The organism is Natronotalea proteinilytica, from assembly GCF_055379935.1.
This window is the reverse complement of the sequence record NZ_AP043947.1, coordinates 1,130,052-1,154,637: the sequence shown is the minus strand read 5'-3', so window position 1 is coordinate 1,154,637 and position 24,586 is coordinate 1,130,052. Positions and strand designations below refer to the sequence as shown.

General features: G+C 59.0%; 18 protein-coding genes. 8 read left to right on the top strand and 10 right to left on the bottom strand.

Annotated elements, in window-relative coordinates; all coding sequences use genetic code 11:
* Positions 1 to 14: 14 nt before the first annotated feature.
* On the bottom strand, positions 15 to 956 hold the full coding sequence (locus tag ACZ5AL_RS04760; protein ID WP_464512527.1) for a sulfotransferase family protein: 942 nt from the start codon (positions 954 to 956) through the stop codon (positions 15 to 17).
* Positions 957 to 1,066: 110 nt separating this feature from the next.
* Positions 1,067 to 2,020, bottom strand: coding sequence for a PhoH family protein (locus ACZ5AL_RS04755; protein ID WP_464512525.1), 954 nt, complete (start codon positions 2,018 to 2,020; stop codon positions 1,067 to 1,069).
* An 84-nt stretch (positions 2,021 to 2,104) separates the two neighbouring features.
* On the opposite strand from ACZ5AL_RS04755, the gene dapF reads away from it, so the two are divergent.
* A complete protein-coding gene (dapF, locus tag ACZ5AL_RS04750; protein ID WP_464512524.1) occupies positions 2,105 to 2,947 on the top strand; it encodes a diaminopimelate epimerase in 843 nt (280 codons plus the stop codon).
* Positions 2,948 to 3,697: 750 nt separating this feature from the next.
* Here the strand turns inward: dapF and ACZ5AL_RS04745 are convergent.
* On the bottom strand, positions 3,698 to 5,485 hold the full coding sequence (locus ACZ5AL_RS04745) for a SurA N-terminal domain-containing protein (RefSeq protein ID WP_464512523.1): 1,788 nt from the start codon (positions 5,483 to 5,485) through the stop codon (positions 3,698 to 3,700).
* 224 nt (positions 5,486 to 5,709) lie between these two features.
* On the opposite strand from ACZ5AL_RS04745, the gene ACZ5AL_RS04740 reads away from it, so the two are divergent.
* Positions 5,710 to 6,615, top strand: coding sequence for a zinc-dependent peptidase (locus tag ACZ5AL_RS04740; RefSeq protein ID WP_464512521.1), 906 nt, complete (start codon positions 5,710 to 5,712; stop codon positions 6,613 to 6,615).
* Positions 6,616 to 6,777: 162 nt separating this feature from the next.
* Here ACZ5AL_RS04740 and ACZ5AL_RS04735 read toward each other — a convergent pair whose 3' ends face one another.
* Positions 6,778 to 7,326: a hypothetical protein gene (locus ACZ5AL_RS04735; protein WP_464512520.1), complete on the bottom strand. Its 549-nt coding sequence runs from the start codon at positions 7,324 to 7,326 to the stop codon at positions 6,778 to 6,780.
* A gap of 608 nt (positions 7,327 to 7,934) precedes the next feature.
* Positions 7,935 to 8,510, bottom strand: a complete 576-nt coding sequence (locus tag ACZ5AL_RS04730; protein ID WP_464512519.1) for a rhodanese-like domain-containing protein — start codon at positions 8,508 to 8,510, stop codon at positions 7,935 to 7,937.
* 158 nt (positions 8,511 to 8,668) lie between these two features.
* Here ACZ5AL_RS04730 and ACZ5AL_RS04725 point away from each other — a divergent pair, with 158 nt between their 5' ends.
* Positions 8,669 to 11,014, top strand: coding sequence for a glutamine--tRNA ligase/YqeY domain fusion protein (locus ACZ5AL_RS04725; RefSeq protein ID WP_464512517.1), 2,346 nt, complete (start codon positions 8,669 to 8,671; stop codon positions 11,012 to 11,014).
* 49 nt (positions 11,015 to 11,063) lie between these two features.
* Here the strand turns inward: ACZ5AL_RS04725 and ACZ5AL_RS04720 are convergent, their stop codons facing one another.
* Positions 11,064 to 12,029: a DUF5996 family protein gene (locus ACZ5AL_RS04720; RefSeq protein WP_464512516.1), complete on the bottom strand. Its 966-nt coding sequence runs from the start codon at positions 12,027 to 12,029 to the stop codon at positions 11,064 to 11,066.
* Positions 12,030 to 13,169: 1,140 nt separating this feature from the next.
* Here ACZ5AL_RS04720 and ACZ5AL_RS04715 point away from each other — a divergent pair.
* The gene (locus tag ACZ5AL_RS04715) at positions 13,170 to 13,949 is read left to right on the top strand and encodes a DUF6992 family protein (protein WP_464512515.1); all 780 of its coding nucleotides are present in this window, start codon (positions 13,170 to 13,172) and stop codon (positions 13,947 to 13,949) included.
* Here the strand turns inward: ACZ5AL_RS04715 and ACZ5AL_RS04710 are convergent.
* The gene (locus tag ACZ5AL_RS04710) at positions 13,833 to 14,435 is read right to left on the bottom strand and encodes an FxsA family protein (RefSeq protein ID WP_464512513.1); all 603 of its coding nucleotides are present in this window, start codon (positions 14,433 to 14,435) and stop codon (positions 13,833 to 13,835) included. The two genes, ACZ5AL_RS04715 and ACZ5AL_RS04710, sit on opposite strands and share 117 nt — an antisense overlap.
* A gap of 250 nt (positions 14,436 to 14,685) precedes the next feature.
* On the opposite strand from ACZ5AL_RS04710, the gene ACZ5AL_RS04705 reads away from it, so the two are divergent.
* The 4 genes from ACZ5AL_RS04705 (at position 14,686) to ACZ5AL_RS04690 (ending at position 20,046) form a co-directional block, all read left to right on the top strand.
* Positions 14,686 to 15,735 carry an NAD(P)/FAD-dependent oxidoreductase gene (locus tag ACZ5AL_RS04705; protein ID WP_464512512.1) on the top strand — a complete coding sequence of 350 codons (1,050 nt, stop codon included), beginning with the start codon at positions 14,686 to 14,688 and terminating at the stop codon, positions 15,733 to 15,735.
* 281 nt (positions 15,736 to 16,016) lie between these two features.
* Positions 16,017 to 17,093 (top strand): glycosyltransferase, encoded by a 1,077-nt coding sequence (locus ACZ5AL_RS04700; RefSeq protein ID WP_464512511.1) that lies wholly within the window; start codon positions 16,017 to 16,019, stop codon positions 17,091 to 17,093.
* A 16-nt stretch (positions 17,094 to 17,109) separates the two neighbouring features.
* On the top strand, positions 17,110 to 18,147 hold the full coding sequence (locus tag ACZ5AL_RS04695) for a glycosyltransferase family 8 protein (protein ID WP_464512509.1): 1,038 nt from the start codon (positions 17,110 to 17,112) through the stop codon (positions 18,145 to 18,147).
* Between the two features lie 39 nt (positions 18,148 to 18,186).
* Positions 18,187 to 20,046 (top strand): HAD family hydrolase, encoded by a 1,860-nt coding sequence (locus ACZ5AL_RS04690; RefSeq protein ID WP_464512508.1) that lies wholly within the window; start codon positions 18,187 to 18,189, stop codon positions 20,044 to 20,046.
* A gap of 162 nt (positions 20,047 to 20,208) precedes the next feature.
* Here the strand turns inward: ACZ5AL_RS04690 and meaB are convergent, their stop codons facing one another.
* From meaB to ACZ5AL_RS04675, 3 genes are all read right to left on the bottom strand, one after another.
* Positions 20,209 to 21,282, bottom strand: a complete 1,074-nt coding sequence (gene meaB, locus ACZ5AL_RS04685) for a methylmalonyl Co-A mutase-associated GTPase MeaB (RefSeq protein WP_464512507.1) — start codon at positions 21,280 to 21,282, stop codon at positions 20,209 to 20,211.
* 98 nt (positions 21,283 to 21,380) lie between these two features.
* Entirely contained in the window at positions 21,381 to 23,387 is a 2,007-nt protein-coding gene (locus tag ACZ5AL_RS04680; protein ID WP_464512506.1) for a hypothetical protein, read from the bottom strand.
* 59 nt (positions 23,388 to 23,446) lie between these two features.
* Positions 23,447 to 24,121 (bottom strand): deoxynucleoside kinase, encoded by a 675-nt coding sequence (locus tag ACZ5AL_RS04675; protein WP_464512504.1) that lies wholly within the window; start codon positions 24,119 to 24,121, stop codon positions 23,447 to 23,449.
* Positions 24,122 to 24,586: the final 465 nt, after the last annotated feature.

Genomic DNA, 24,586 nt, shown 5'->3' with positions numbered 1-24,586 from the left:
AGATGCGAATCCGTTCAATTGAATGGGGAGCGAGGAAGCTTGTCGCGAGCAGCCTGGACAAGAAGGCCGACTTTCCACTGCAGGTGATGTCTCCAGCGCCGTCGCCGGGCATGCCGACGAGCAGCGGAATCGGTTTCGGGGGAGTACCCCCAATGCGCCATTTCAGAGGCGGTCATCGCTTCGACCATGGCCCAGTCGGCAGGCGGGAGTGCTGTGCGCCACCGGGTAGCTACGGTTGGATCAATAGGAGCCAGGGCGTTGGCTTTCCAGGGTTCAACTTGAGCATCAACCGCCACCGTATCGGGCGCATGGCTACGCCACCGTGCGTGTACATCCAGCCCCAAAAATGCCGCGACCCGCTGCATCGTAGATTCGGGATGGTGGACAAGCGTCTCGAATGTGATCGTGTGCACCGGGACCGGTGCCGGAACCTTACGAACGGCCTCCACACGCTCACGCCAGAGTTGGGCATCGCGCCAGGCGTAGCCCGAAGACCAGGGCACCGAGCGCCATGAGTTCACCACGGCCCGTGGGTCGCGCACGATATGGATAAATCGCGCATCGGGAAGGGCTCGGTGCAGTTCCTCGATCTGCAAGGCGTGGTCAGGTGTCTTTTCCCCGACGAAGGGCACGCCGTGAGCGTCTGCAGTAGCCTGCATCCAGGCACGCAGTACGCCCGCCCCGGTGCGAGCATGACGCTGGGCCTGACCGTGTAGCGCATCCGGGTCAAGCGACTGCATTCCCCACGCTTCGCTCTGCTGAATGCGTCGAAGAAGGCTCTGGTGCTGAGTTGCAGTCAGTGGATCGGTGAGGGGGCTACGCCGTGGCATCAGCCGACGCACGAAGAACGTTTCGGGAAGCACCGTTGCATCGGGGTGAGCAGAAAGAAGCCGCTGCACCAGCGTAGTGCCAGAACGGGGGCATCCAACAATAAAAAATGGAGCAGCAGCGTGCATGAAAGCGGGCAACCAAGCGAACAAAGGCATTCGTCATATGCACACCTCGTTCCGAAAGATGCATCAGAGCCCCAACCGATCAATCCCAACCATTGACGTGTGCGAGCGCACTATTCTTCGTGCTTTTCGTATGCAGCAATAATGTCGCGCACCAGTCGGTGGCGCACGACATCTTTAGGCGTAAGGTACACAAAGTCAATACCTTGAATGCCGTCTAGGATATGTTGCACCTGAACCAGCCCGGAATTGCGGCGGTTCTTTAGGTCGGTCTGCGTTACATCACCCGTAACGATGGTGCGGCTGTTCGGCCCGAGCCGCGTCAAGAACATTTTCATTTGGCCGGTAGTGGCGTTCTGAGCTTCATCCAGAATCACGAACGCCGACTTCATGGTGCGTCCGCGCATGTAAGCCAGCGGCACAATTTCCACACGATTCGTTTCGACGTATTCGGCCAGCTTTTCGTGGGGCAGCATATCGCCCAATGCATCGTACAGCGGCTGCAGATACGGGTCGATCTTCTCGTAGAAATCGCCCGGTAAAAAACCTAACTGTTCGCCCGCCTCAACCGCCGGACGCGCCAGCACGATTTTTTTGACGCGGTGTTCTTTTAGTGCAGCAACTGCCATAGCCACTGCCATGTATGTTTTGCCGGTGCCTGCAGGCCCAATGGCAAACACCACATCGTTTGCACGGGCGGTTTCGACCAACCGAGCCTGGTTAGGCGTACGCGGCTGAATGGCCTCGCCATCGGGGGTGTGCAGAATGACATCTCCGGTGCCATCGCTAGGCGGTGGGGGGGCGCTATTCGACTGCTCCAGTGCCAGAACGGTGTTCACATCGTCTTCAGTGAGGGTGCCGTTGCGCTTGAGCAGCACCACCAGTTCACTGAACACCGATTCCACCGCATCGATGGTATCGGTAGGCCCTTCGACATGCAGGTCGGTACCACGCGCGGTGATGGTGGCCTCAGAAAAGGCCTCTTCAACCTTGCGCAGGTGCATGTCGTTGAAACCAAACAAGAGCAGCGGATCGGTGCCTTCGATACTGAATCGTTTTTCGGCCAAGGACGAGATCGGTGGTTGATGAAGAGGGCATATCGAGGATGCATCTGCGTTGTAATATGTACCGTGAAAGGGTTTGTTTGATCAATGCCTGATCTGATTGTATCGTTTACGAAAATGGAGGGCGCTGGCAACGATTTTGTCGTGCTTGACAATCGGTTTTTTCGGTTTTCGGAGGAGGAGTTGCAGCGCTTTGCCGCCACATGGTGCCCCCGCCGACGCGGCATTGGGGCCGATGGGCTATTAGCGTTGGATCCGCCTGCTAACGCAGCGCATGACTTTCGGATGCGCTACGTGAATGCCGATGGGTCGCCCGCGACCATGTGCGGCAATGGGGCGCGGTGTCTTGCCCGCTTTGCCGCAGAAGCGGGGATAGGCGGTTCGCGTCTTGTCTTTGGCACGGATGCGGGCCGGTATGCCGCTGACGTACCCGATGCCCCGGAAGCACCCGTACGGCTGTGGATTCCGGCGCCGTCGGGCTACCAGCCTTCCTGCTCTCTCGAACAAGCAGACGGAGCTGGATACGAGTGGCACCAGATCTGGTCGGGCACCGAGCATGTGGTGGCTTTTGCAGACGACATAGATGACATTCCGCTGGATGCATTGGCCCCGCCCATCCGTCACGACGCGGTCTTTGCGCCAGAAGGCACCAATGTGAATATCGCAACGGTTGTAGGTCCCCAGCACATCCGGATGCGCACGTACGAGAAGGGCGTTGAAGCCGAGACGCTGGCCTGCGGCACGGGCGTCGTGGGCACGGCAGCGGTAGCGCTGCGACAGAAACGTGTTGAGGAGCCGGTTACTGTTAGATCGCCCGGCGGCACGTTCACCGTTGGCCGCGCTGCCAATGAGAACGACGCCCCGGCTCCGTGGTACCTCGACGGCCCAGCCCGCACCGTGTACCAGGGCACGTTAGCATGGACGCCATAGTACTGTGTCACACGTGATTGTTAGGGTCCAAACTTGTCATCGCGAGGAGGGAGCCCTGCGACTGGCGCGGCGATCTCATGCCGTTGATTGGGCGGCTACATCCGGTCTGGCAGCAATGAGATTGCTTCGCTCCGCTCGCAATGACAAGGACGTGAGTTAGTTTAGGTACGTCAGAGGGTACATGCGTTACCCGAAGATTGACCTGTGACAGAGCAATAGTACTCTGTTACACCTGAATATTAGGGTAGAGTATGAACTTGCCAACACTCATAGTCATCCCGGCCAAGGCGCCCCAGCGCCGGGATCTCCCCTGACAACGTAGCTAAATCATTGACGCCGCACCGCCCAACCATTGTGTGACACAGCAATAGTACTCTGTCACACGTGGTTGTTAGGGTACGGAGAGGTGCCAAACTCTGTCCCCCCCTTCCAAAAACTTGTCATGGTGAGCACGCGACGGGCCCAGCCCGGAGCATGCCGAACCATCTCCCCGACGCTCAGCAGGCGCTGGACGATTAAACGGCCCTGCCCATTTCGGGGGAGATCTTTATTCGCTACGCTCATCAGTCGCTATGCTCGTGTCAAGACTCCGCGTCTTCTAGACGCAGCCGTTCAGCTTCATTCGACGGCGTTGGATACGACATAGAACGGTAGGAAAAATAGAACGAAGACACGCGGTACTATACAAACAGGGCGCCCTGCATGATGCAAGGCGCCCTGTGGTGGTGCGGGTTGAAAGGAGGCGACGCGCTACATTTGCTCGAACTGTCCGCGGTGATCGTCAATAGACGCTTTGTCGCGCAGCGATTCGATCCACTGCTCAATGACGCGCTGCTGCCGTTGTGCCAGGAGTTCCTGGTGCAGCTCTTCGCGCTCTGACTCGGTCAGTGGCGCGGGCTCATGCCAGCGGGTGAGGACAACCACAAAGGCGGCGTTGGCACCGGCTACCACGTTCGACTGTTCGCCCTCTTCCAGGCCAAACACCGTGCCTGCAAACGAGGGATCGCGCCCAAGGCCCGGAATGACGTCTTCGTCAAAGGTAAGCCCGTCGTGGGTGCGCAGACGGGTGTCGAGGTTTTCAGCCAACTCTTCAAGCGATGCGGCGCCCTGAAATGCGCTCTGCATACGCTCTACCTGATGTTCTTGCTTTTTCTGCTGAATGACGCGCGGCTCAATTTGGCTGCGCACGTCGGCAAAGTCAATATATCCAGACCGTTGGATCGACTCAACTTTTGCCACGACGAAGCGATCGTCAAGCTCAATAACATCACTTACATCGCCTCGGCTAGCGGCGCTCAAGAAGTCGCGCAGTGCACGGCTTTGTCCCAGATCGGGAAAGTCGGCATCGCCATCTTGTGCGGTGAGCGTGCGTACTGGCACGTTTTGGGCTTCGGCTTCTTCTTCGAAGTCGCCCCCATCGTTGGTGTAAAAGGAGATATCATCCATCCGATCTTCGAGCTCACGAATGGTCGCCATGCTCGGTTGTAGCGGAAGCGCCATGATGGCGACCTGCACGGCAGGCTCGTCGGCCTCTGCAGCGTCTTCTACATCCAAGATTTTGGCAATGCGCACCGTACCATCCTCTTCAAAAATAGGGTCGGTTACACGGCCCACGGTCAGGTCATCGTAGATGGCGTTTGCCGTAGCCGGGCCAAGCTCGTCGCGAGTGAGAAAGTCCTCCGTGAACTCTTCCACCGACGCATTGCGCCGCAGGAAGTCTTCATGAGCCTCCGTCCGCTCAAACTCGGCACGCATTTCTTCGAGATCTTGCGCAATTGCTGCGGAGTCCTCAGCCGTCGTTTCTTTCATGAGCATGGCATAGCGCACTTCGTAGGTGCGCTCGCGACGGAAGTCATCGCGGTTCTCGTCATAATAAGCCTCCAGATCAGCATCCGACACCGAAACCTCCTCATCAGACACCGAGGCGTAGTTCAGCGCCACATACTCAACATCTGCTGATGCATTTTGGCGGAAGTGATGTTCTTCAACATCGCGGTTGGAGACATGCACCGTTGATTGCAGCAGCGTATTCATCTTGTTCTCGCGGCGCTCATCACGCAGAAACTGCTCCATCTGCAGCCAACTTTCGCGCATTTCCGGATTTTGCGCCAGATTGGCGATCAGTTCGCGATCCACCTGGCCCGTGTCATCAGCAAATTGCTGTTGAATCATCGGGTGTGGGTTGTCACCATAGACCATATCCATGACCTCTTCGTCGGTCACTTGAATGCCCAGGCGGTCCATCTCCTGCTCAATCAGTTGCATGTTCACAAGCTGCGTGTACGTCTGCTCGCGAATCATGTCTTCCATTTGCGGATTAAGATCGCCGCCCATCTGCTCACGCATCTGGCGCATCTGTTGCTGCACCGCATCACGGTACTCCTGATGCGTAATTTCAGCGCCGTTTACCACCGCAATGTTACCTGTGGGCTGGCCAATGGTGTCGAACACCTCTGAATCTTGCAAGACCCAGATAATGCCGAACGAGAAAACGAGAATCCAAAGAATCACTCCGGTGTTCTCCCGGAGTTTGTTCATGACACCCATACGTAGCAGTTTGGTCGGTGTGGTAGATGTGACGATTTCGTCAACGATTACAAGGCAACGTTCCTGTACCGCGATCGCCTCTTATTGTTCTTGCGTGCGTGCCCCTCATGGGTTCTTCGTGGAGAGACCCCTGAAAGATGATGCCGGAATAATCGGGTAGGGTTACCGTATAAACGATGTTCTCGGTTCTTTTCGTATCCATAGCATGGTGTCGTATGCGTGTTGTTCGCCCCTCTACCTTGTGGACAACTCTGGGCTTGGCTGCTATCTTAGGAGGAGGCGTAGCTATCATTGCAGCACAGGTTCATCCGTGGGCCGCTCTTGTGGGCATCGGGGCCGCCGCTGTAGTGATCTGGGGTGGATTGCGGCGCTCCTACCGACGGTGGCGCATCGCTCGGACGGCATTTCCAGACGACTGGCACCACTGGCTGATGCGCCACCTTCCCCCCTACGCAGCAATGGATGCGGAAGCACAGAATCGTTTTCAGCGGGATGTGCAGTTTCTCATGGAGGAGTTTTCGTTTGAGGGGGTGCAAGGGGTGCGCCTCACAGACGAGCTGTGCCTAAGCGTAGCGGCTGCCGCTGCATTGTTGTTGCATGGGCGCCCCGACTGGGAGTTGCCCGGCACACGGTCCATTCTGTTTTACCCGAGCCGCTTCGACGACTACTACACCGACGACCATTCAGCGAATTACGATGGGATGGCGCATGAGCAGGGGCCGCTCATTATGTCGGCCCCGTCGGTGCGCGCCAGCTGGATGCGCCCGGCGGATGGTGATAACGTCGTGCTGCACGAGTTGGCGCATCTGTTCGACTTTGACAATACCGGCCCCGATGGCGTCCCGTCGTTTGTAGATAGCACGTCGGCGGCGTCGTGGCAGGCACTGGTGCGTACCGAGATGAAGCGCATCGAACAGGGGCACTCGATCCTCGACCCGTATGCAGCAACGGCGCCTTCGGAATTTTTTGCGGTGGCCGTAGAGCATTTCTTTGAAGAGCCCGAGGCGATGCGTGCCAAACACCCTGAACTGTTTGAAGCGATGACGGCGCTGTTCAATTGGACCCCGCAGCATCCGGCGTCCGATGAACCGGACTCAGCGGAACCCCAAGCAGCGGCGTAGTGCATCCCCACAGGCACTGGGCGCAGTCATGCCCCCCGATTGGGCGGGTGCCGCCCAGTTTGAAGGCACAAGATTGCACCCTAAAGGCACTTCCTCGCTGCGCTCACCGCGTCGCTAGCGCTCCTCGCAATGACATAATCAAAGATACTTTGGTGGTCCTTCTTAATTCAACCCCACCATACCCATTGGAGTGACAAACACAGGCATGAACGAGGCGGGCGTCAGAATGGCCTCGTCGGTGGCAGTGTCGGTGTGCACCGAACGGCCTACTTGCTCGGCCTCCATGTCGGTGAGTTCCGGCAGGGGGCGCTCCGTCGGCGTAAATGACCCTTGTGCCTCTGCAATAACCGTTTCGTCATTGCCGATCAACAGCACCGTCACCAGCGAGCGCGGGGGCTGGGTAAGCACGACCTGTGCCATGGCTTGCACCGGGCCCGTGTAGTCGGGCTCGTGGATTTCGATTTCAAACTCATCGGCTGTAACAACATGCTCCTTGTTAAGGGAGCTTGCCGCCAGGCGTGCCGCGTCATTCACCAACTGATCGGCTGTGGTGACACCCGGAAACCGATCTTCCAGATCGCTATTCAGCAGAGCCCGTCCAAAAGACACCGCCACCTGGGTCGAGGCCGCGGCAGAACGACCGTACAAACGCTCCAGTCGTCTAAAGTGGGTATGCATAATCTCGGCTGTTTCTTTTTCGACAGAAAGCAAGGGGTGCGTACAGATACGCATCCACTAACACATCCTCACGAATATGATGCCAAACGCTTATTTGGAAGGAACGTGACAGCTTGCCACCCACGGTTGTGCGCAATTGCAACACAACAGATACGCATGCCTGTCACAACCGCACATCGCGCCAAAACGGCATCTGCCACGCTGTCTATCTCCTACAGTTTACACAGATCGGGGGTGGCCCCACAGTACTAGCAGCCTTCGCTCCACAATCGCCGGAGACGAGAGCGCATCCTCTAAATGTCATTTCCAGAATGTCCGGCCATGGGATGTCATGCTGAACGCAGTGAAGCATCTCAGCGCCTTGTGGCCAGGAAGCCCTGCTGCTCACCCCACGCGCCCTGAACGTGCCGAGTCTGCAGGGATGGCGTTGAGATCTGTCCGCCTGGCGGCGTCAGGATGACCTGCGGACGCTCTATCATCCCTAATCCACCACCTTGTTTCCTTACGTCGGGGGTTACGTCGGACGCAGAGCGTCCATTCGTCCGTCGCGACGCAGAGCATCGCGACGAGGACGCAAGCGGGGGCTGGTCTCCGGTTCCGTTGTGGTAAGCCATAGGTCTATCTCGGCTGTATAACGGCGACTACCGCCCCGTGCTGTAGGGAGCGGGCGCCTCGCTTGCACGGAGCGGCTCTTCAAGCAAACGTCCCCACACCTCATCGTACGGATGCACCTGACGTACCGCCTCTCCTTCGCGCACAACCGGACGTCCCTCATTGGCCCACATGAAAATAGAGCCTCGCACATTCACCACATTCGTAAAGCCCTGTGCTTGCAGGTGGCGAACGACTTCGGCAGACCGATACCCTACCGAGCAGTACACCACAATAGGGGCGTCAACATCAAGGGTATCAACAAGTGAGGAGGCCGGTGATTCGGGGTCGTAGAGACGAGCCCCTTCGATGTGACTGACCGCGTACTCTTCGGGCGCCCGCGCATCCAAAAGCAATGGACGCTCGTGTGCGAGCCGATCCAGGCGCGTAGCCAGTTCAGCTGTACTGATCGTTGGCACCGTACCAACTGAACGCTCTATCAGCCGATCTACCGCTTTCCATCGGTCATCCGCTGCGCCATGCGTCCACCACGCCCAGGCCCCCACCCCAAGTACAACCAACGTTCCGCCCATCGCCAGGGCGCCTTTCCACCAAGGTATACGCATTGTTTGGGCTCTACATTCAACAACATTATGCACTTGTTATGTCAACCCTGGCAGATTCAGAAAGTTCAGCGCAGCTTCGATTCCAGCATGCGGATCTTTTCGGGGTGCGGCTCCTACGAACGTCTTCCATCGTTTCTGTGACCCAATTGCTGTGCCCCGTGAGCAACGACCTGCCCCCTGCTACCAACTTCATCCGCGAAATCATTAACGACGACCTGCGCAATGGCACCTATGGAGATCGGGTCGTAACGCGCTTTCCTCCCGAGCCAAACGGCTACTTGCACCTGGGCCATGCGAAGTCGATCTGCCTCAACTTTGGCATCGCCGAAGACTATGCCGACGTTGCCGACACGCGGTGTCACCTCCGCTTTGACGACACCAACCCCGACACCGAGAGTGTAGAGTATGCCGAGGCCATCAAAGACGCTGTGCGGTGGCTTGGATACGACTGGGGGGCGCATTGCTACCACGCAGCCGACTACTTCGAGCAGTTCTACGACTTTGCTGTCCAGCTTATTCGACAGGGCGATGCCTACGTCGATAGTCAGTCGGAGGAGGAAATTCGCGAACACCGGGGCACAGTCACCGAACCTGGTACCCCCAGTCCGTACCGCGATCGCTCGGTTGAGAAAAACCTCGACCTGTTCGAACGCATGCGAGACGGCGAGTTCGATGATGGGGAGCACGTGCTTCGAGCCAAAATCGATATGGCCTCGCCGCACATGATCATGCGCGACCCGCTGCTCTTTCGCATCAAGCACGCCCACCATTACCGGCGCGATGACGACTGGTGCCTCTATCCCATGTATGACTTTGCACATCCGCTCGAAGACGCCATCGAGGATGTGACGCACTCGCTATGCACGCTGGAGTTCGACAACAACCGCCGGGTGTATGACTGGCTCTTAGAGCGCTGCCTGGATGACGACGAACAAGAGGCGCGTCCGCGCCAGTACGAGTTTTCACGGCTGAACGTGGGCTACACGGTGATGAGCAAACGCAAGCTCTTGCAACTGGTAGAGCGCGGCGATGTGGAGGGGTGGGACGATCCCCGTCTGCCTACGCTGGCCGGGCTCCGACGCCGAGGGGTGCCACCGGCAGCTATCCGGGCGTTCTGTGACGATGTGGGCGTGACGCGAACGGAAAGCCGCGTGGAGATCAGCCGCTTCGAGCATGCCATCCGCGACACGCTCAACGACCACGCCCCGCGCGTGATGGCGGTAACCGACCCACTGAAGGTGGTGCTAACCAACTACGAAGCCGACACCACCGAGTGGATGGACCTCCCATCGTGGCCGCGGGATATCGACCGAGACGGCACCCGCTCGGTGCCTTTCTCGCGGACGCTCTACATCGACCGAAGCGACTTTCGCGAAGATCCGCCCGATGACTTTCGTCGCCTGACGACCGGGGGCGCTGTGCGGCTCCGCAACAGCTACGTGATCACCTGCGAGCGGGTCGTCCGCGACGATGATGGATCCATCATTGAACTGCACTGCACCTACGACCCGGCCACCAAAGGCAACACAGACCCTGCCGATGGCCCTACTCCACAAGGCGTTATTCACTGGGTGGATGCGCAAGCCGGCATCCCGTTCGAGGCGCGCCTCTACGACCGCCTGTTCACAGTGCCCGCTCCCGATGGCGGCCCGGAAGACTTCAAGTCGCACCTGAACCCTCATTCGCTCCAAGTCAAGCAAGGCATCGTCGAGCCCAGTGTGCTTGATGGCCCCGCAGACCAGCGCTACCAGTTCGAGCGGGTAGGCTACTTCTGGCAGGATCCGGAGACGTCTTCGGAGGATGCGCTGGTATTCAACCAGATCGTGCCATTACGCGACCGCTGGGCTGAGGAGGGCGACACGGTGGACCTGGAAGCTGAACGCAAGGCGAAAGAAGCTGCCAAGGAGGCGCAGCGGCAGCGCTCCATTGCTGCGCAGCGCGACCCGGTCGAACAGCTTAGCGAAGCCGAACGCGCTGTGTTCACGCAGTATCACAACGAACTGGGCCTCACACGCGACGGCGCGGCTCTGCTCGCAGGCGATGCCCCACTGCGTACGTTCTTCCGCGACGCCCTCGACCACTACGACGCCCCAAAGCCACTGGCCAACTGGATCGTCAACGAGCTGCAGAGCGCTCGTAAAGACCAAGACGCCCTTGCAGCGCTTCCCTTCGATGCGTCTCAGTTCGCCGCTCTGGTGCGCCTGGTCGACACCGATGTGATAACCAACCGCGCCGCCCGCGACGTTTTCGGACGCATGATGACCGAAGGCGGCGATCCAGAAGCCATTGTTGAAGCAGAGGGACTGCAGCAAATCGATGATGCCGATGCGCTACGCACGGTTGCGGAGCAGGTTGTGGCCGACCATCCTGAAGAAGCCGAACGCTTCCGGGCGGGCGAACAACAACTCATGGGGTTCTTCATGGGGCAGATCATGCGCACGACCAACGGCTCCGCCGACCCCCAAGAAGCCCAGGCGGCCCTGCGTGACGTGCTTTCGGAGTGAGCGCGCACCGGTCCCTCATTGCATGCGCCGGACGGCGCCCCCTTCGTTCTCACGAGGAGGAGGGGGCGTACTCCAATGCCGACCGATTCCAGTTGCCTGCGTCGGCAGCCGCTTCATAGGTGTGCTGCAAAAAGCGCAAGAGCATAGCATCCGGATCGGAGGCGGTTTGCACTTCAGCGTACGGAAGCACGAACTCGCCTAGCTCTTCGTGAAAGTAGGCCGCATCAGGACCCGCGGATTGGGTGCGAAATGTCTCGGGTTCAGGATAGGCATAGGCGTAAAATGCAGCTTCGCCCAGTCCCGTGCCCGGCCAGAAGCCCGCGCTCGACAATTCATGCGAATACGCCTCCTCCATGACCCAGTCCGGACAATTTGGAATACCACCCGGATGAGTCGGTGCTTCGCGTCCCGAAAAGCGAGTTACTGCCAGATCAAACGCTCCCCAGAAAAAATGGACCGGACTGACTTTGCCTAGAAACCGTGCTCGAAATGTAGTGAACACCCGCGCAGCCTGTGTAAGCGCCCGCCAGAAGCGATGAACGGCATCCGCATCGTAGCTCGCGTGCGTTTCATCCTCCGGAAACGGTTGAATAGGGTCCGGAATCTCCACCGGCATCGGATAGATGGACACGTCAAGGTCCAACTCCTCCATGACGGTCATGACCTGTTCGTAAAACCGGGCTACCGACATGGGTTGGAGCGAGACCGTGGGCTGTTCGCCTGTCGAGGTAGAAAAGCGCAACCTGTGGTCGATGAAGTCGAAATTAATCGAAAAGGAGCGCCCATGATGCGGAATTGGGCCGGTTGTGAGTCCACGCGGCGTAACATACAGCGAAGTTCCCCACGAGTGATTGACCCACGGATGGGCTTCCATTCGGATCTTTCCAACAATCTGTGTCCACCGGTGCACGGTATCCAGCGTGTCCTGCCAGTCAGAGACTTTCGGAAGTTCGGGCCACGCTTCGGGAGGCGCCATGGCTGTGGACGGGGTGTGACGCGAAGGGGAAATAGGCATAATGATAATGGATGTTTAGTTACTGAGCACAAACCGAAACGGCCCCTTAACCTACATGCCTAAAACCCAACATGCAATTGAAAACCGTCCAGGAATCGCTTGTGTCTCCTTGATTTCTTCACCTCGGGAGGTACGTCGGACGCAGAGGGCCGAAGGTCATACCGGTTGTACATCGCGACGAGCGTGGTGCTGACGGGAATGTGGTGCCCCAGCAAGCCGGGGACGCAAGCGGTCCCCGGCTATGGGGTTGCTCACATCGCGCCGTTCTGTAGCCCGGGATCAGGAGCAAAGCGGATATCCCGGGCGGCCATTCTAACACGCTAAACACGTACTTAACGCGGTATGCAAGTTTTCCGTTATCTTTGTGGACGCCCATCCCCCTTTGTCGCTACGCGACATTTCCCCCTTCGCGAAGGGGGAAACACCGAACAGCGTAAGAGAATGGGGGAGGTCAGGACGGCGTATTCTGCTACAAGGCCATCAGCAACGAAAAAAAGGTAGTGGATAGACGCTAAATGATAAAGCAATTGAATGCAGCAGCTCTCTCTTCTTCGAACCCCCTCTCCCTACGGGTTTCTCCCCCTTGGCCAAGGGGGAGATGTCGGCAGACAGAGGGGGTTTGAGCAGATTGCGATGATGTAAACCACAGGCAATCATTTAACATTGAACCGCTACCGTAAAAAAGAAACCTGCACATGCCGTTACTTAAGTGAAGTCAAGTGTCAATGTTGGTGTTCAGGGGGGAGTGAAAGCCTGCCCGATGATAATAACAAAACACCTGTCATGGTGAGCGAAGGCCGACGGAGGAGGCCCATGTAGCCCCCGAATGGCATTCGGGGGAACCATCTTCCCGAGGTTCAACGGCTACTGGTGATTCAACGACCCTGCCCATCTCGGGGGAGATCTTTATTCGCTACGCTCATCAGTCGCTTCGCTCGTGTCAGGACTCCGCCCCTGCTAGACGCAGTTGCTCCGCTCAAGATGACAACATAAAAACGGGGCGTGTTGCAACCCATAGACACAACAATAGCTTGCCAACTGCAACGCTGTGTCCAAAACCATCAATCATGGGGACCGGACAGACGAAGCACTCGTTCGAAGTTATTCAGTCCCCTTATTCGTCAACCTTAAGCAGCCGATATGTCTTGGATTTCCAGCACGCTCTCCAGCACAACCACACGCTGGATCGCAGGGGGCCTTCTGGCACTTGGTGGATGGGCGTTGTATGAGGCCACAGCCGCCTCTGCACAAACCGCTCCGTCTTCCCCCGAACTGTCACCTGTGCCGGCGGTCACCGATTCAACCACTGCTGACACGCCCGGCACCGTGCCTCCTTCCCCTGCAGGCGATGGCAGCACAGAGGGGGCCTTCAGCGTGTCGGTGGAGCGGATTGAGACGTTGGTACAGCAGCGGCACACCGCCGAGCGCAATCACCTGTGGCGCGTAGCGGCCTGGGGCGGCTCCAACGTAGCGGGCGGACTGGCGCTGATGGCAACGCACGATCGCGATGCACAATCCGACTGGTGGAGCTTTGGCATGCAATCCGCCGCATGGGGCGCTGTGAACGTGGGCATCGCCACGGTAGGGCTCCTTGGCTCACGAAGTACGCCCGACACTTGGAGCGATGCGCTAAGCACCGAGCGCACGTACCACGACATCTTGCTTGTAAACATGGGCTTGAACGTCGGCTACTCCGCTGTAGGAGGAGCCATGGTCATCGCCAGCTACAACGATGTGAGCGACGCCTCGGCATGGCGAGGGCACGGCACTGCACTCATCGTGCAGGGAGCCGGATTGCTACTGCTAGACACCATCGCGTGGATCGGATCCCGATCTCGAATCGTCGACTTCATCGATATGCCCGGGGACCTGTCGGCCCGAGCCCTGCCAGTGGGCGGATCCCTCACCTGGCGCTTCTGATGGGCCGTCGCTGGGAGCTGGACCGTCGGGCGTGGGCCCATGCGGCGTATCTCCCATAGACATGCCGTCTGGCCCCATCGGACCGCCATAAAATCCACCGTAATGAACCTGCGCCTGACCCTCCGACATCTTCTTTTTGAACCGCTTGATAACATACCGGCGGATCATGCGACGCGTCGGCGGAACCAACCCGAGAAAGCCTACCACATCGGTAAGCACGCCCGGCGTAACCAGCAGCGCACCCGCCACCAAAATGATGACCCCTTCAACCAGTTCATTGCCCGGCAACCCGCCCTGCTGCAACCGCGCATTGACCTTCTTCCACGTAGAGGTCCCCTCCCTACGCGCCAGAATCGTCCCCACAATGCCCGTTACAATAATGAGCGCCATGGTTGGCCAGAAATCAATCAGGTTGTGCACCTGAATCAGAAGCCCCAACTCAATAGCAGGCAGGAGCAGAAAAAGAAGCAGCAGGCGGCCAAGCATGAAGCCTAAGGGACAGGTCGCAAGAAAAATATGTGCGGAGCCGCGTCACGTGCAGTCCACAAACAACAGGTTAATAGACACACCGCTTTAACGGATCCGCTTTCCAACAGAGTTCCAACGCCGCCCTCCAATTGCTAAGAAAACGACGGTTTCATGCGCTTTCTTTTCAGCCAACAGGGGCTCGCGTACTCCAATATGGTAAAACCCGAAGTATCGTCTTCCATTTATCACATATCGTTTCCCACACCGTATGCCTCATATTGCCATTATAGGAGCTGGCCCTGCTGGTCTTACCGCTGCCTGGCGGCTGCAGTCCATTGACGCAGACGTCACCGTGTTCGAAAAAAGCCGGGGCTATGGCGGGCGCGCCGCTACGCGCAGTCACGGCAATCTACGGTACGACTTTGGTGCCAACTACATCCCGCATCCGCCCAAGCGTATTCGCACCCTGATCACACAGCATCTCTCTACCGATCGCCTGGCCACCATCCCGCAACCCGTGTGGACGTTCGACGCCGACGGTACCCGCACGCCGGGCGATCCCAAATCGAATGCCAAACCGCGCTGGACGTACGCACACGGCATCAACACCCTCGGCAAAGTCCTTGCTGAGGCTGCCGATGCTCGGGTCCATCGCAGCACGCGTATCCAGCGGCTTGCCTATGCCGATGCGACCTGGACGCTCTACAGCACCGATGATGCATCGTTTGGCCCCTTCGATGCCGTGCTGCTCACACCGCCCGCCCCCCAACAAGTCGATATTCTTTCTGCCAGCACTGCATCCGGGCCTGCTGCCGATCATATCGACGCGTGCTCCCGCGCGCTGCAGCACACCCCGTACGATCCCCAATTTGCCTACGTGTACGGCCTGCGTCATCGCCTGGAGCGTCCCGAGCCGTTTCATGCCCTGCTCAACACCGATCGTCAGCATCCCATCGCGTGGCTAAGCATCGAAGACGACAAACCCGGACGCGTCCCGCGCGATCAGTCGATCGTGTGCGTGCAGATGAGTCCGTCGTGGACCGCGCCTCGTGTGGATGACGATCCGGCTCAATACACCGAAGCAGTACATCGCCAGGCCGCTGCTCTCCTCGACAACCCGCTCGACGGCGTCGCCTGGACCGATGCCCACCGCTGGCGCTATGCCGCTCCCACCACCGCAACCGACCCTGAACCGTTAGATGCGGCTCACACGGTCGGCTTGTACTTTGCAGGCGACTTCCGCGTGGGTAAAGGCCGCGTAGCACGCGCCATGGACACCGGCTGGACCCAGGCAGATCGCATCGCCGACCAGCTGTAAGCGGGCCCAAGACGCTAACACCGTGGCATGACCACCTGGGTATGATGCCTCTCGATGTTCAGTATCGCGACGAAAATGCAATGTCCTATCGCGTTATCACGTAGCGTCTATCCAGTGTCGAAATCAGAACAGGGGCTGAATCAGAACAGGCCATACGCCACCCATAAGTGCGCCAAACATCCATAGATGAGTGCGCCGCGAACCTATTCGTTTAGTGCGCCGCGGACGGTATATAGGAGCAGAGGTTAATACTCAGTATATCCTACGTTCTTATACCACCAATGGCTACGTATCCGGTAACCTTTTTCTGTCCTGACCCTAGCGAACTGGCACGCGCTGAAGGCCCCCCTGTTGATGAAACAGTGGATCATTGGACGGTACCGCAACCGGTGCGCGTTCGGGCGTGGGTTGTGCAAACGGCCTTACGCTTACGCGAAGCCGGGCACGATGTCGCCATTCAGGCGACGTTGCCTGATACAGGTATTGTGGTACTGTTGCCAGAGCCGCACTTTTGTGCCTCGTTTCACGAGCAGTACACCTCCGCGCATCGCGACCTGCTCATCGTTACGATTCGAGCTGATATCGTAGGATTCCGGTCGCCGTTGGCGGATGCTGAAATTGTACAAAATGGCTGTTTTGCCGATGACGTGCGCACGTTTCACATTCCACACTGGCCACAACCCGGCCTCCGTCCACGGGATCCGAGTCGAGGGGCCCGCGTCCGCACGCTCGCCTTTAAGGGCGACAAAGGCAACTTGCATCCAAATCTGTTCACGGATCGGCTGGATGCATTTCTCGATATGCACGACATTACCGCTCGTCTCGAAGAGACCGTGGATCGCACGGCTCCGCAGCCCTGGCACGACTACCACGACGTGGACGTGCTCTTGGCCGTGCGGCGCCCCTGGCACCGGGGCGATCTGTTTCACGACAAGCCCGCTTCAAAGCTCATCAACGCCTGGCATGCCGGTGTTCCGGCGCTCCTGGGACCCGAATACGCCTTCCGGGAACTGCGCGACGACCCGCTCGACTACGTGGAGGTGACCTCTGATGCCGACGTCATTGCTGCACTCACCCGCTTTATCGACGAGCCCGATCATTACACGGCGATGGTAGAGCACGGACGCCAGCGGGCGCAGGACTTTACCGTAGCACGTACCACCGAACGCTGGGCTGAGGTGCTCTTCGAGCGGATCCCGCGTCTGGCTGAGCGCCCCTCGGTGCGCGCCTCGCGCCGATTGGCACTTCCGCTACGCCAGGTCTGGAACTGGGCCGCCATGCCCCCTACACCGTTAGAGTTGCGAAAACAACTCGGACATGTTTACCGCCACACGAAGCGAACCGTTTTCTCCTCATAGCTCGCCACTCCGCTCCATGTCCGACTCAAATCATCCGGTTGTTCTTGTTCTTGGCGGCGATGATGCGTACACTCGCCCCATGGCCGTTACGCTGCATTCGGCGCTAGTGCACTGCACAACCGATCAGCCCATCATCGTATATATCCTAGACGGTGGCATCTCATCAGCGAGCAAGCAACGGTTGGAAGACGTTGCTACCCATGCTGGTCCTCCTGTCGAGGTGCACTGGAAGGCTGTAACGCCTGAGTCTGTGCCGCACAGCACGCATACTGCGCCCTGGCTCAACGATACCACATTCCTGCGTCTGCATATCCCCGATGTTCTGCCCACCCACCACACGCGGGCCCTGTATCTGGATAGCGACCTCGTTGTGCAGGGCAATCTTGCCGACCTGTGGACCACCTCTTTCGAGGGCGCCGCTATCTTGGCCGTGCAGGATGCAGGGGTTCCGTATGTCTCCGACCGTCGCGGACTGGCTTCGTATCGTTCGCTGGGCCTCTCTCCAACGACACCGTATTTCAATGCGGGCGTGATGGCGATGGATTTAGTGCGTTGGCGCACCGAACGCATCAGCGAGCAGGTCATGAATTACCTGGGTGATCATGCCCACGAAAACCACTTTGGTGATCAAGATGGCCTCAACGCCGTGCTAGCGCACGACTGGAAACCGATTTCGGCAGCGTGGAACATTCCTCACTTCATTCAGGCGCCTTACTGGATGCGCAATGTGGAAGCCTGGGCCGACTCCGGATTTCTGCACGAGATCCGGGCGCTCCGTACGCATTTGCCCGCCGCCGCTCACATCATTCACTATGCCGGTGCTGATAAGCCGTGGCATCGGGCCAGCCACTACCCGCTGCAATGGCCGTGGTACCAGGCGCTGTGGGCCAGCGGGTGGCACTCCCCGACTGAAGAAGCGCACTCCCGCTTTGCCTTTTGCGCGCGCTATGCAACCGAAAGCCTCGTTGTCACCCCCATCCGGTATAGCACGCGTCCGCTACGTCGCGTGCTCGGGAGTTGGCTGCAGCCGCTGCATCAATCAAAGCTGTCCTGACTTTATTTTCCCCTGACCTGTTTCTTTGACTGTTGTGCTATGTCGTTATCTGATTCCTTGCGGGCATCTGCTCAATGGCTCAACTCGTCCACGGCTCACTACTCGTTCGACGTGTTCGATACGGTTCTGGCCCGTGCTGTGCATCCGCCGGAGGCTGTTTTTTGGCAGACCGGCGAGGACGTTCGCGACCTGTTGCCGGCTGCGTGTACGCCACACGACTTTGCGAAGCTGCGCGCAGCTGCCGACCGCCGTGCCGATGAATGGCATGGCCATCACAAAACGCTAAACCGCATTTATGAGGAGCTGCACACCGCGCTTCCGGTTTCAGATGCTGTGCTGCATCGCATTAAAGAAGCCGAACTGGCTGTTGAGCAGGCGGTGCTCTATCCCATCCCCGAAACCCAAGCAGCGATCCAATCGCTTCGCGCAGAGGGGGCTCCGATCTTGTTTACCTCCGATATGTACCTGCCCAGCACCTTCCTACAAGCCTGTCTGCATAAGCATGGACTGTGGCACCCGGGCGATACGCTGCTGGTCTCATGCGAGCACGGGGCCACTAAAAGTACAGGCCTCTTTGCCACCGTACACGACCACGCTCCCTCCCAATCGGTTGTGCATGTGGGCAACTGTCCCCATGCCGATGTGCGCTTCGCACGCGAGGCCGGACTGCAAGCGCATCACTACACCACGGCAAACCCGACCCGCTATGAGCACGCGTTGAGCCGCGCGGAGGGCCGCCGTCCGGCTGGACTCGCCCAACTGGCGGGGGCGGCGCGTTACGCGCGGCTGCATACCGGGGCATCTACCCCGCATGAACAGGCATTGCGCACCGTAGCATCAGGGGTACTGGCGCCTGTACTCGTAGGGTTTGTGGCATGGATACTTCAACAGGCGCAGGCCCGGCAAATCGAACGGCTGTACTTTACCGCTCGCGATGGCTACTTGCTGGTGCCTATTGCGCAGCGCCTGGCCCCTGCTATGGGCATTGCATGCGAGGCCCGCTATATTTACTTGAGCCGGGCGGTGTTACGTGCTGCGCAGGCCCCATCCCCCGCCGTCATGCAGCCAGTGGGCACTGCCGATCTGCCGACGTCAGCACCTACGCCGCGCCGCCTGCTTCTGGACTACCTGCAGCAAGAAGGGCTTACGGATGGTCAATCCAGTGCTCTGGTAGACATCGGGTGGAAAGGCAGCATCCACAGTATGCTCAACGATATGCGTGCGGACACAATCCCCGACGCGCAACCACTGCCCGGTTTTTTCTTCGGTCTTACCAATCAGCAAGGGGCCCACGCCGAGGCACGCCATGCCTACTTTTTTGATGAGCATCGGCAGGCCGGACTCCCCCGCGTGCTCACTCCGCATACAGCCATCTACACGCTGATGGAGACGTTCTGCACCGCCGCGCATGGCACGACCACAGGGCTAACGAGGGCAAACGGACAGGTCGAGCCCGTGCTAGAGCCCTCGTGGACCCGCCGCATGGAGACGTGGGGATTTCCAGTTGTGGAGGCCACGATGCACGCCTTTGTAGACGGCTTGCTCCGCTTCAACAGTTCTTTTGTGCTTGGAGACGTGCGCGAAGCCGTGGCGCAAACGCTTCGTCTCTTCTGGGAAACGCCCTCACGGACCGAAGCCGAAGCATGGGGGGCGTTTCCGCGCGAACTGGGGGAAGGCACCGACCGCACGGCGCGCGGTCTAGCCGAGCCGTATCCGTGGAGCGCCGTGCCTCGATTTGTCTGGAGGGGCACTGCAGCGCACGACGAGTTCAGCCACCGGTTCTCATGGCCGCAAGGGGCCCTGGTGCGATCGCCTGTTGGGGTGCAGCATCTCATTCGGGGCGCTCTACACACACGTACGCTGGCCAAAAAAGTGCTCCGCCGTCTTCCGGGCCGTTAAGGCACACGCTGTTACGTTTCTACTGGAGGGGCACAGCCCCATAACGTCACAGCGCTTCTGTAACGCCTTCCCATGCTCAGCAGCCCCTGACGAACCGACAGACATGCTCGTATTTCGACGTTGGACAAGAAGCCATCGTTTTGAAGGGCCCTCTCGTGTGCTTCAATCCGATTCCGACCGATACGCCGCAATGAGTTGCTGGGCAGCAGCATAGGCGCTTTCGTCTCCCTGGGCAACCTGGTTTTCCAGATCGGGGAGCGCCGCTTGCACATCGGCGTTCGCGTAAAAGTCCTGCTGCAGCGCGTGGTCGATAGTTTCGCACAGCCAGTGACGCGCCTGCTTCGCCCGCTGCGATGCGAACACGTCCGACGCACGCAGATGCGCGATGTACTCGGTGAGGGTGGTCCACACATCGTCTATGCCACGGTGACGTAGCGCTGAGCACGTCAGCACGGGGGGCGTCCACCCCGATGAACGATCGGGCAGCAACTGCAGGGCCTGGCGGAGCGTCCGTCGTGTTTCGGTTACCGCATGCTCTGGACTAGCATCGGCCTTGTTGATGACGATCGCATCAGCCATCTCCATAATGCCGCGCTTGATGCCCTGCAGTTCGTCGCCGGTGTTGGCCAGCGCCAGCAGCAGAAACGCATCCACCATAGAGCGAACCGCGGTTTCGGATTGCCCCACGCCTACCGTCTCAACGAGAACGTGGGTGTACCCGGCGGCCTCACACAAGAGAATGGTTTCGCGCGTGGTGCGGGCCACCCCACCCAGCGACCCGCTGGTGGGCGATGGGCGGATAAACGCATTGTCGTGCGTAGCGAGCTTGGGCATCCGCGTCTTGTCGCCTAAAATGCTGCCTCGGCTCCGTTCACTGGTCGGATCGACTGTGAGCACGGCGACCTTGTGCCCCTGTTCTACGATGTGCAGTCCAAGCGCTTCGATGAAGGTGCTTTTGCCCACGCCGGGAATGCCGGTAATGCCAATGCGTACCGTGTTGGTAGAGGCGGGGGTGCATGCATCGAGCACCGCATGGGCCTGCGCGCGATCTTCCGGACGCGTGCTCTCGATAAGCGTGATGGCGCGGCCCATCATGACGCGGTCGCCTGATTCAATACCGTGCAGGTAGGCATCTGTCGAGAACGACGTAGCGCGTTGCATTTGACGCTTCAGGTTCGGGTTCATTGACGAAACCGGCCCTGAGGCGTGATGCTCAGACAGCGCTGAATCGGACATAAGCAGCCAGGCAGATGGATCGGCAGACGCACAACACGTAACCAAACGGGAAGACTCACGGGTGGGTTCACCCTACCGGGTACAATTTGTGCTCCCCATCAGTCAAATAACGGCCAGTGGATGCTGAACCGGAAGCGTTGATTGGGTAGGGGAAAGGTAGGCACCATGTATGTGCCCGGACTCACATCCGTCCCGCCCAGCGCGTTTTCCACAGAGAGCATTAGCTTGGCGCCGCGCAAATCCATTTCGGCGTGTACATTCATTACCCCGTCCTCGCGCACCGCGAGCGGCGTACCCGGGGTAGCAGCGGCATCAAGCGCGGGCAGCGTGAGCTGACCGGTGGGCGCATGAAACCATCGGCTGCGGAATGTAGACCAGCCGGTGCCCTCCACATACAAATCCACATCCAGATCCTGAAAAAGTACAAACCGCGCTCCTAAGCGTCCGCGCCCAAAAAACTGTGGCAGGCTTTCGGCATACTTGAAGTGTTGCTGCGACGCTGTGCTGTTGAGCACCTCAACCGTGGTGGCCTGCGCCAGCGCGTATAGTCCCCGTTCAGAGGCATAGCGCCAACGGAGTTCGGCAGTGCCCCCCACCATGTTTAGCGCGCCGGGAATAACTACAGCCTGACTTTCAGACGCATTGCTGCCGCGCTCCCATTCCACAGCATCAACGAGTTGATTCGCAAATCCCTCGATACGCGCCTGCCACACTCCGGCTTCTGCTTCAGCCCCCATACGCAGATGGTTCGTGCGTGAGCGTACGGCCTCCTCTATCGGAGTCACAAAGTCCAAGAATCCATCGCGTTCAAGACGCGACGGCAGCCGTACGGTAGACGACGCATGCACATGCAGAGCGATCGGACCGAGGGGACGCGTTACGTGCAGCGCCCCGGTCGGCGACGGCGTCAGGGTGTTCACCTGCTGCAACTGGGCCCGCGCATCCAGCGATGTTTTGCCCACGGTCACCGAATCGCGCAGACCAATGCGCCGGTGTGTAATAGTGGGCTGAGAGGTGTCGGCGGTGTCGCGAAGCGTGGCCGTGCGCTGCTCCACGTATGCGGTTCCCTCGAAATGATGATTCCGCCATGTAAGCGGTTGGCGGAGCGTGGCCGTCCAGACATCCGAAAAGAACGTCGTTTTGTCGGCTTCGGTATAATCGAACGTGTTCGATGTCCACCCGCCGGTAAGACGAAGCGGCGGCTGGTTGCGGCTCCACTGTCCCTGCAGTCGCATTGTGAGGTCATTGCGAATGGTTTGGCGTTGTCCGGCATTACGCACCGAGGCCACGCCGGGCGCAAACAGCGTCGCGGGTACATCGGGAGTTACCGGTTCTACGCCGCCGTGCGTGGCCATGCGATGGCGCACCGAGTAGTTGGAAAGCTCAACGGCCCACCGTGGCTTCTGATACCGCACGCGCATCAGCACCTGACGCTCCAGATCGACTTCGGAGCTGCTGTAGGTGTCAACAGTCGAGCGTCCTCCGTATCCAAACGTTGCATGGATGCGTGCCGGTTGACCGAACCATGCCACATCGTGCCCCTGCGTGTGAGCTACTTCTACAGCTTGCAAATCGCCACCGCCCCGCCGATAGCGCAACTCGGTGAGCGGACGCGTTTCTGTGAATGAGCGCCAGTGCTGATGCAACGCCACAGGGGCTTGCTGGCCATGTGGACCGTGATGCGGGCGCGTGGTGAGCAGCGGCGCGAGCAGGTCGTGGCGCGGCTGCTGCGTGAGGGGGTCGGTGTAGCGCCGGTCGTCGAGCCAGAGTTCGGTGTTGAGCGGCGAGAGTCCGTACGGGCTCCATCCGTGCGGCCATCCTTCGGGCCCCAGATGATACAGAAAGCTGCCCGGATACTCAGCCAGGTTTTCCGCAATGGTTGGATACGGACGCCGTTCGTAGACCGAGTCGGCCAGGGCAGGCCCGGCTGGGTCGGGGGTAAAGTCAATCAGATCGCCTCCAGAGATAGGCGGCGCTTCCTCGGGGGGCTCCGCGACATCCGGCGACGGGGCCTCCGTGGTGTCGGCTTCTGTTGTGTCGGTTTCTGTGGTATCGGCAACGACGAACGCTCCCCCGTGCCCCGATGCACGGGGTCCTATCGACATGCCCATGCTCAGGACAATGCCTACAATGCCCGCTAAAACCAGATTGAGCACCTGTGGCATCACTCGTCCGGGAACAGTCCGTAGAGACGACTCTCGATTTGGCTCACGACCTGGCGCCGATCGGCTTCGTTGTGTACAAAATCGACCTCATCCACGTCGATAATCATCTTGGGGCCTCGGTTGTAATTTTCAATCCACCGGGTGTAGTGTTCTTGCAACCGCTCCAGATAGTCGATGCGGATGGTGGATTCAAACTCGCGCCCCCGGCTCTGAATGTGATTAACCAGCGTAGGCACCGAGGCTTTCAGGTAGACCAACAGGGTAGGCGCCTGCAGGTAGGACGTCATGATTTTGAAGAGTTCCGTGTAGTTCTCATAGTCGCGCTCGCTCATCAAATTCATCTGATAGAGATTGCGCGCAAAGATCTCGGCGTCCTCATAGATCGAGCGGTCTTGGACGACCGATTGCTCCGACTCTTCAATGCGGCGCTGATGGCGAAAGCGGCTCGACAGAAAGAACACCTGCAGGTTGAACGACCAGCGACGCATGTCGTCGTAAAAGTCGTCAAGATAAGGGTTGTCATCGACCCGTTCGTAGAAAGCACGCCAGCCAAAGTAGGTGCTAAGGATGTCGGTTAGCGAGCTTTTGCCGGCTCCGATGTTGCCGGAGATGGTCACGAATTTCTTGTTGTCGGATGAGCCGTCGGCGGCGGGCGCATCGAAAAGGTCGGGCATGGGTTGCAGTGCGTAAGGAAGAGGGTTCGTAGGAATCTACAACGTAGCAGGCACAGTGGACGAACGGAACGGGGCGTCCATCCGTTTTACGCAAAGATCGGAGTTCGGCTGGCTGTAAGTGCCCTCAACAATAGTTTTGGGGATTGCCGGTTGGTTTCTCCTCCATCCTACCCTTTCTCCCCGAGGAGGAAGGAACTGTGGAAGACGTTCAACAAGTCCCCCTCAGAGGAGCTATGGTGTATACACAACGCAACCGGAGGCGAACTCCCGCTTGCGTCCTCGTCGCGATGCTCTGCGTCGCGACGGACGAATGGACGCTCTGCGTCCAACGTAACCCCCCCGAGGTAAAGAAACCAGGTGGTGGATTAGGGATGCTGGAGCGTCCCGACAAGCGTGGCGACGCAGAGGGGCCGTAAGGTCATGCCTGTTGTGCATCGCCACGAGAGGCAGGTGTTTTGTTATTAT

Bases quoted from the DNA above. Each gene is read 5' to 3' on its own strand.
- ACZ5AL_RS04675 (WP_464512504.1), bottom strand. From the start codon at position 24,121: ATGCCCGACCTTTTCGATGCGCCCGCCGCCGACGGCTCATCCGACAAC.
- ACZ5AL_RS04695 (WP_464512509.1), top strand. From the start codon at position 17,110: ATGTCCGACTCAAATCATCCGGTTGTTCTTGTTCTTGGCGGCGATGAT.
- ACZ5AL_RS04700 (WP_464512511.1), top strand. From the start codon at position 16,017: ATGGCTACGTATCCGGTAACCTTTTTCTGTCCTGACCCTAGCGAACTG.
- meaB (WP_464512507.1), bottom strand. From the start codon at position 21,282: ATGTCCGATTCAGCGCTGTCTGAGCATCACGCCTCAGGGCCGGTTTCG.
- ACZ5AL_RS04705 (WP_464512512.1), top strand. From the start codon at position 14,686: ATGCCTCATATTGCCATTATAGGAGCTGGCCCTGCTGGTCTTACCGCT.
- ACZ5AL_RS04710 (WP_464512513.1), bottom strand. From the start codon at position 14,435: ATGCTTGGCCGCCTGCTGCTTCTTTTTCTGCTCCTGCCTGCTATTGAG.
- ACZ5AL_RS04730 (WP_464512519.1), bottom strand. From the start codon at position 8,510: ATGCGTATACCTTGGTGGAAAGGCGCCCTGGCGATGGGCGGAACGTTG.
- ACZ5AL_RS04680 (WP_464512506.1), bottom strand. From the start codon at position 23,387: ATGTCGATAGGACCCCGTGCATCGGGGCACGGGGGAGCGTTCGTCGTT.
- ACZ5AL_RS04760 (WP_464512527.1), bottom strand. From the start codon at position 956: ATGCACGCTGCTGCTCCATTTTTTATTGTTGGATGCCCCCGTTCTGGC.
- ACZ5AL_RS04690 (WP_464512508.1), top strand. From the start codon at position 18,187: ATGTCGTTATCTGATTCCTTGCGGGCATCTGCTCAATGGCTCAACTCG.
- dapF (WP_464512524.1), top strand. From the start codon at position 2,105: ATGCCTGATCTGATTGTATCGTTTACGAAAATGGAGGGCGCTGGCAAC.
- ACZ5AL_RS04715 (WP_464512515.1), top strand. From the start codon at position 13,170: ATGTCTTGGATTTCCAGCACGCTCTCCAGCACAACCACACGCTGGATC.
- ACZ5AL_RS04740 (WP_464512521.1), top strand. From the start codon at position 5,710: ATGCGTGTTGTTCGCCCCTCTACCTTGTGGACAACTCTGGGCTTGGCT.
- ACZ5AL_RS04720 (WP_464512516.1), bottom strand. From the start codon at position 12,029: ATGCCTATTTCCCCTTCGCGTCACACCCCGTCCACAGCCATGGCGCCT.
- ACZ5AL_RS04745 (WP_464512523.1), bottom strand. From the start codon at position 5,485: ATGAACAAACTCCGGGAGAACACCGGAGTGATTCTTTGGATTCTCGTT.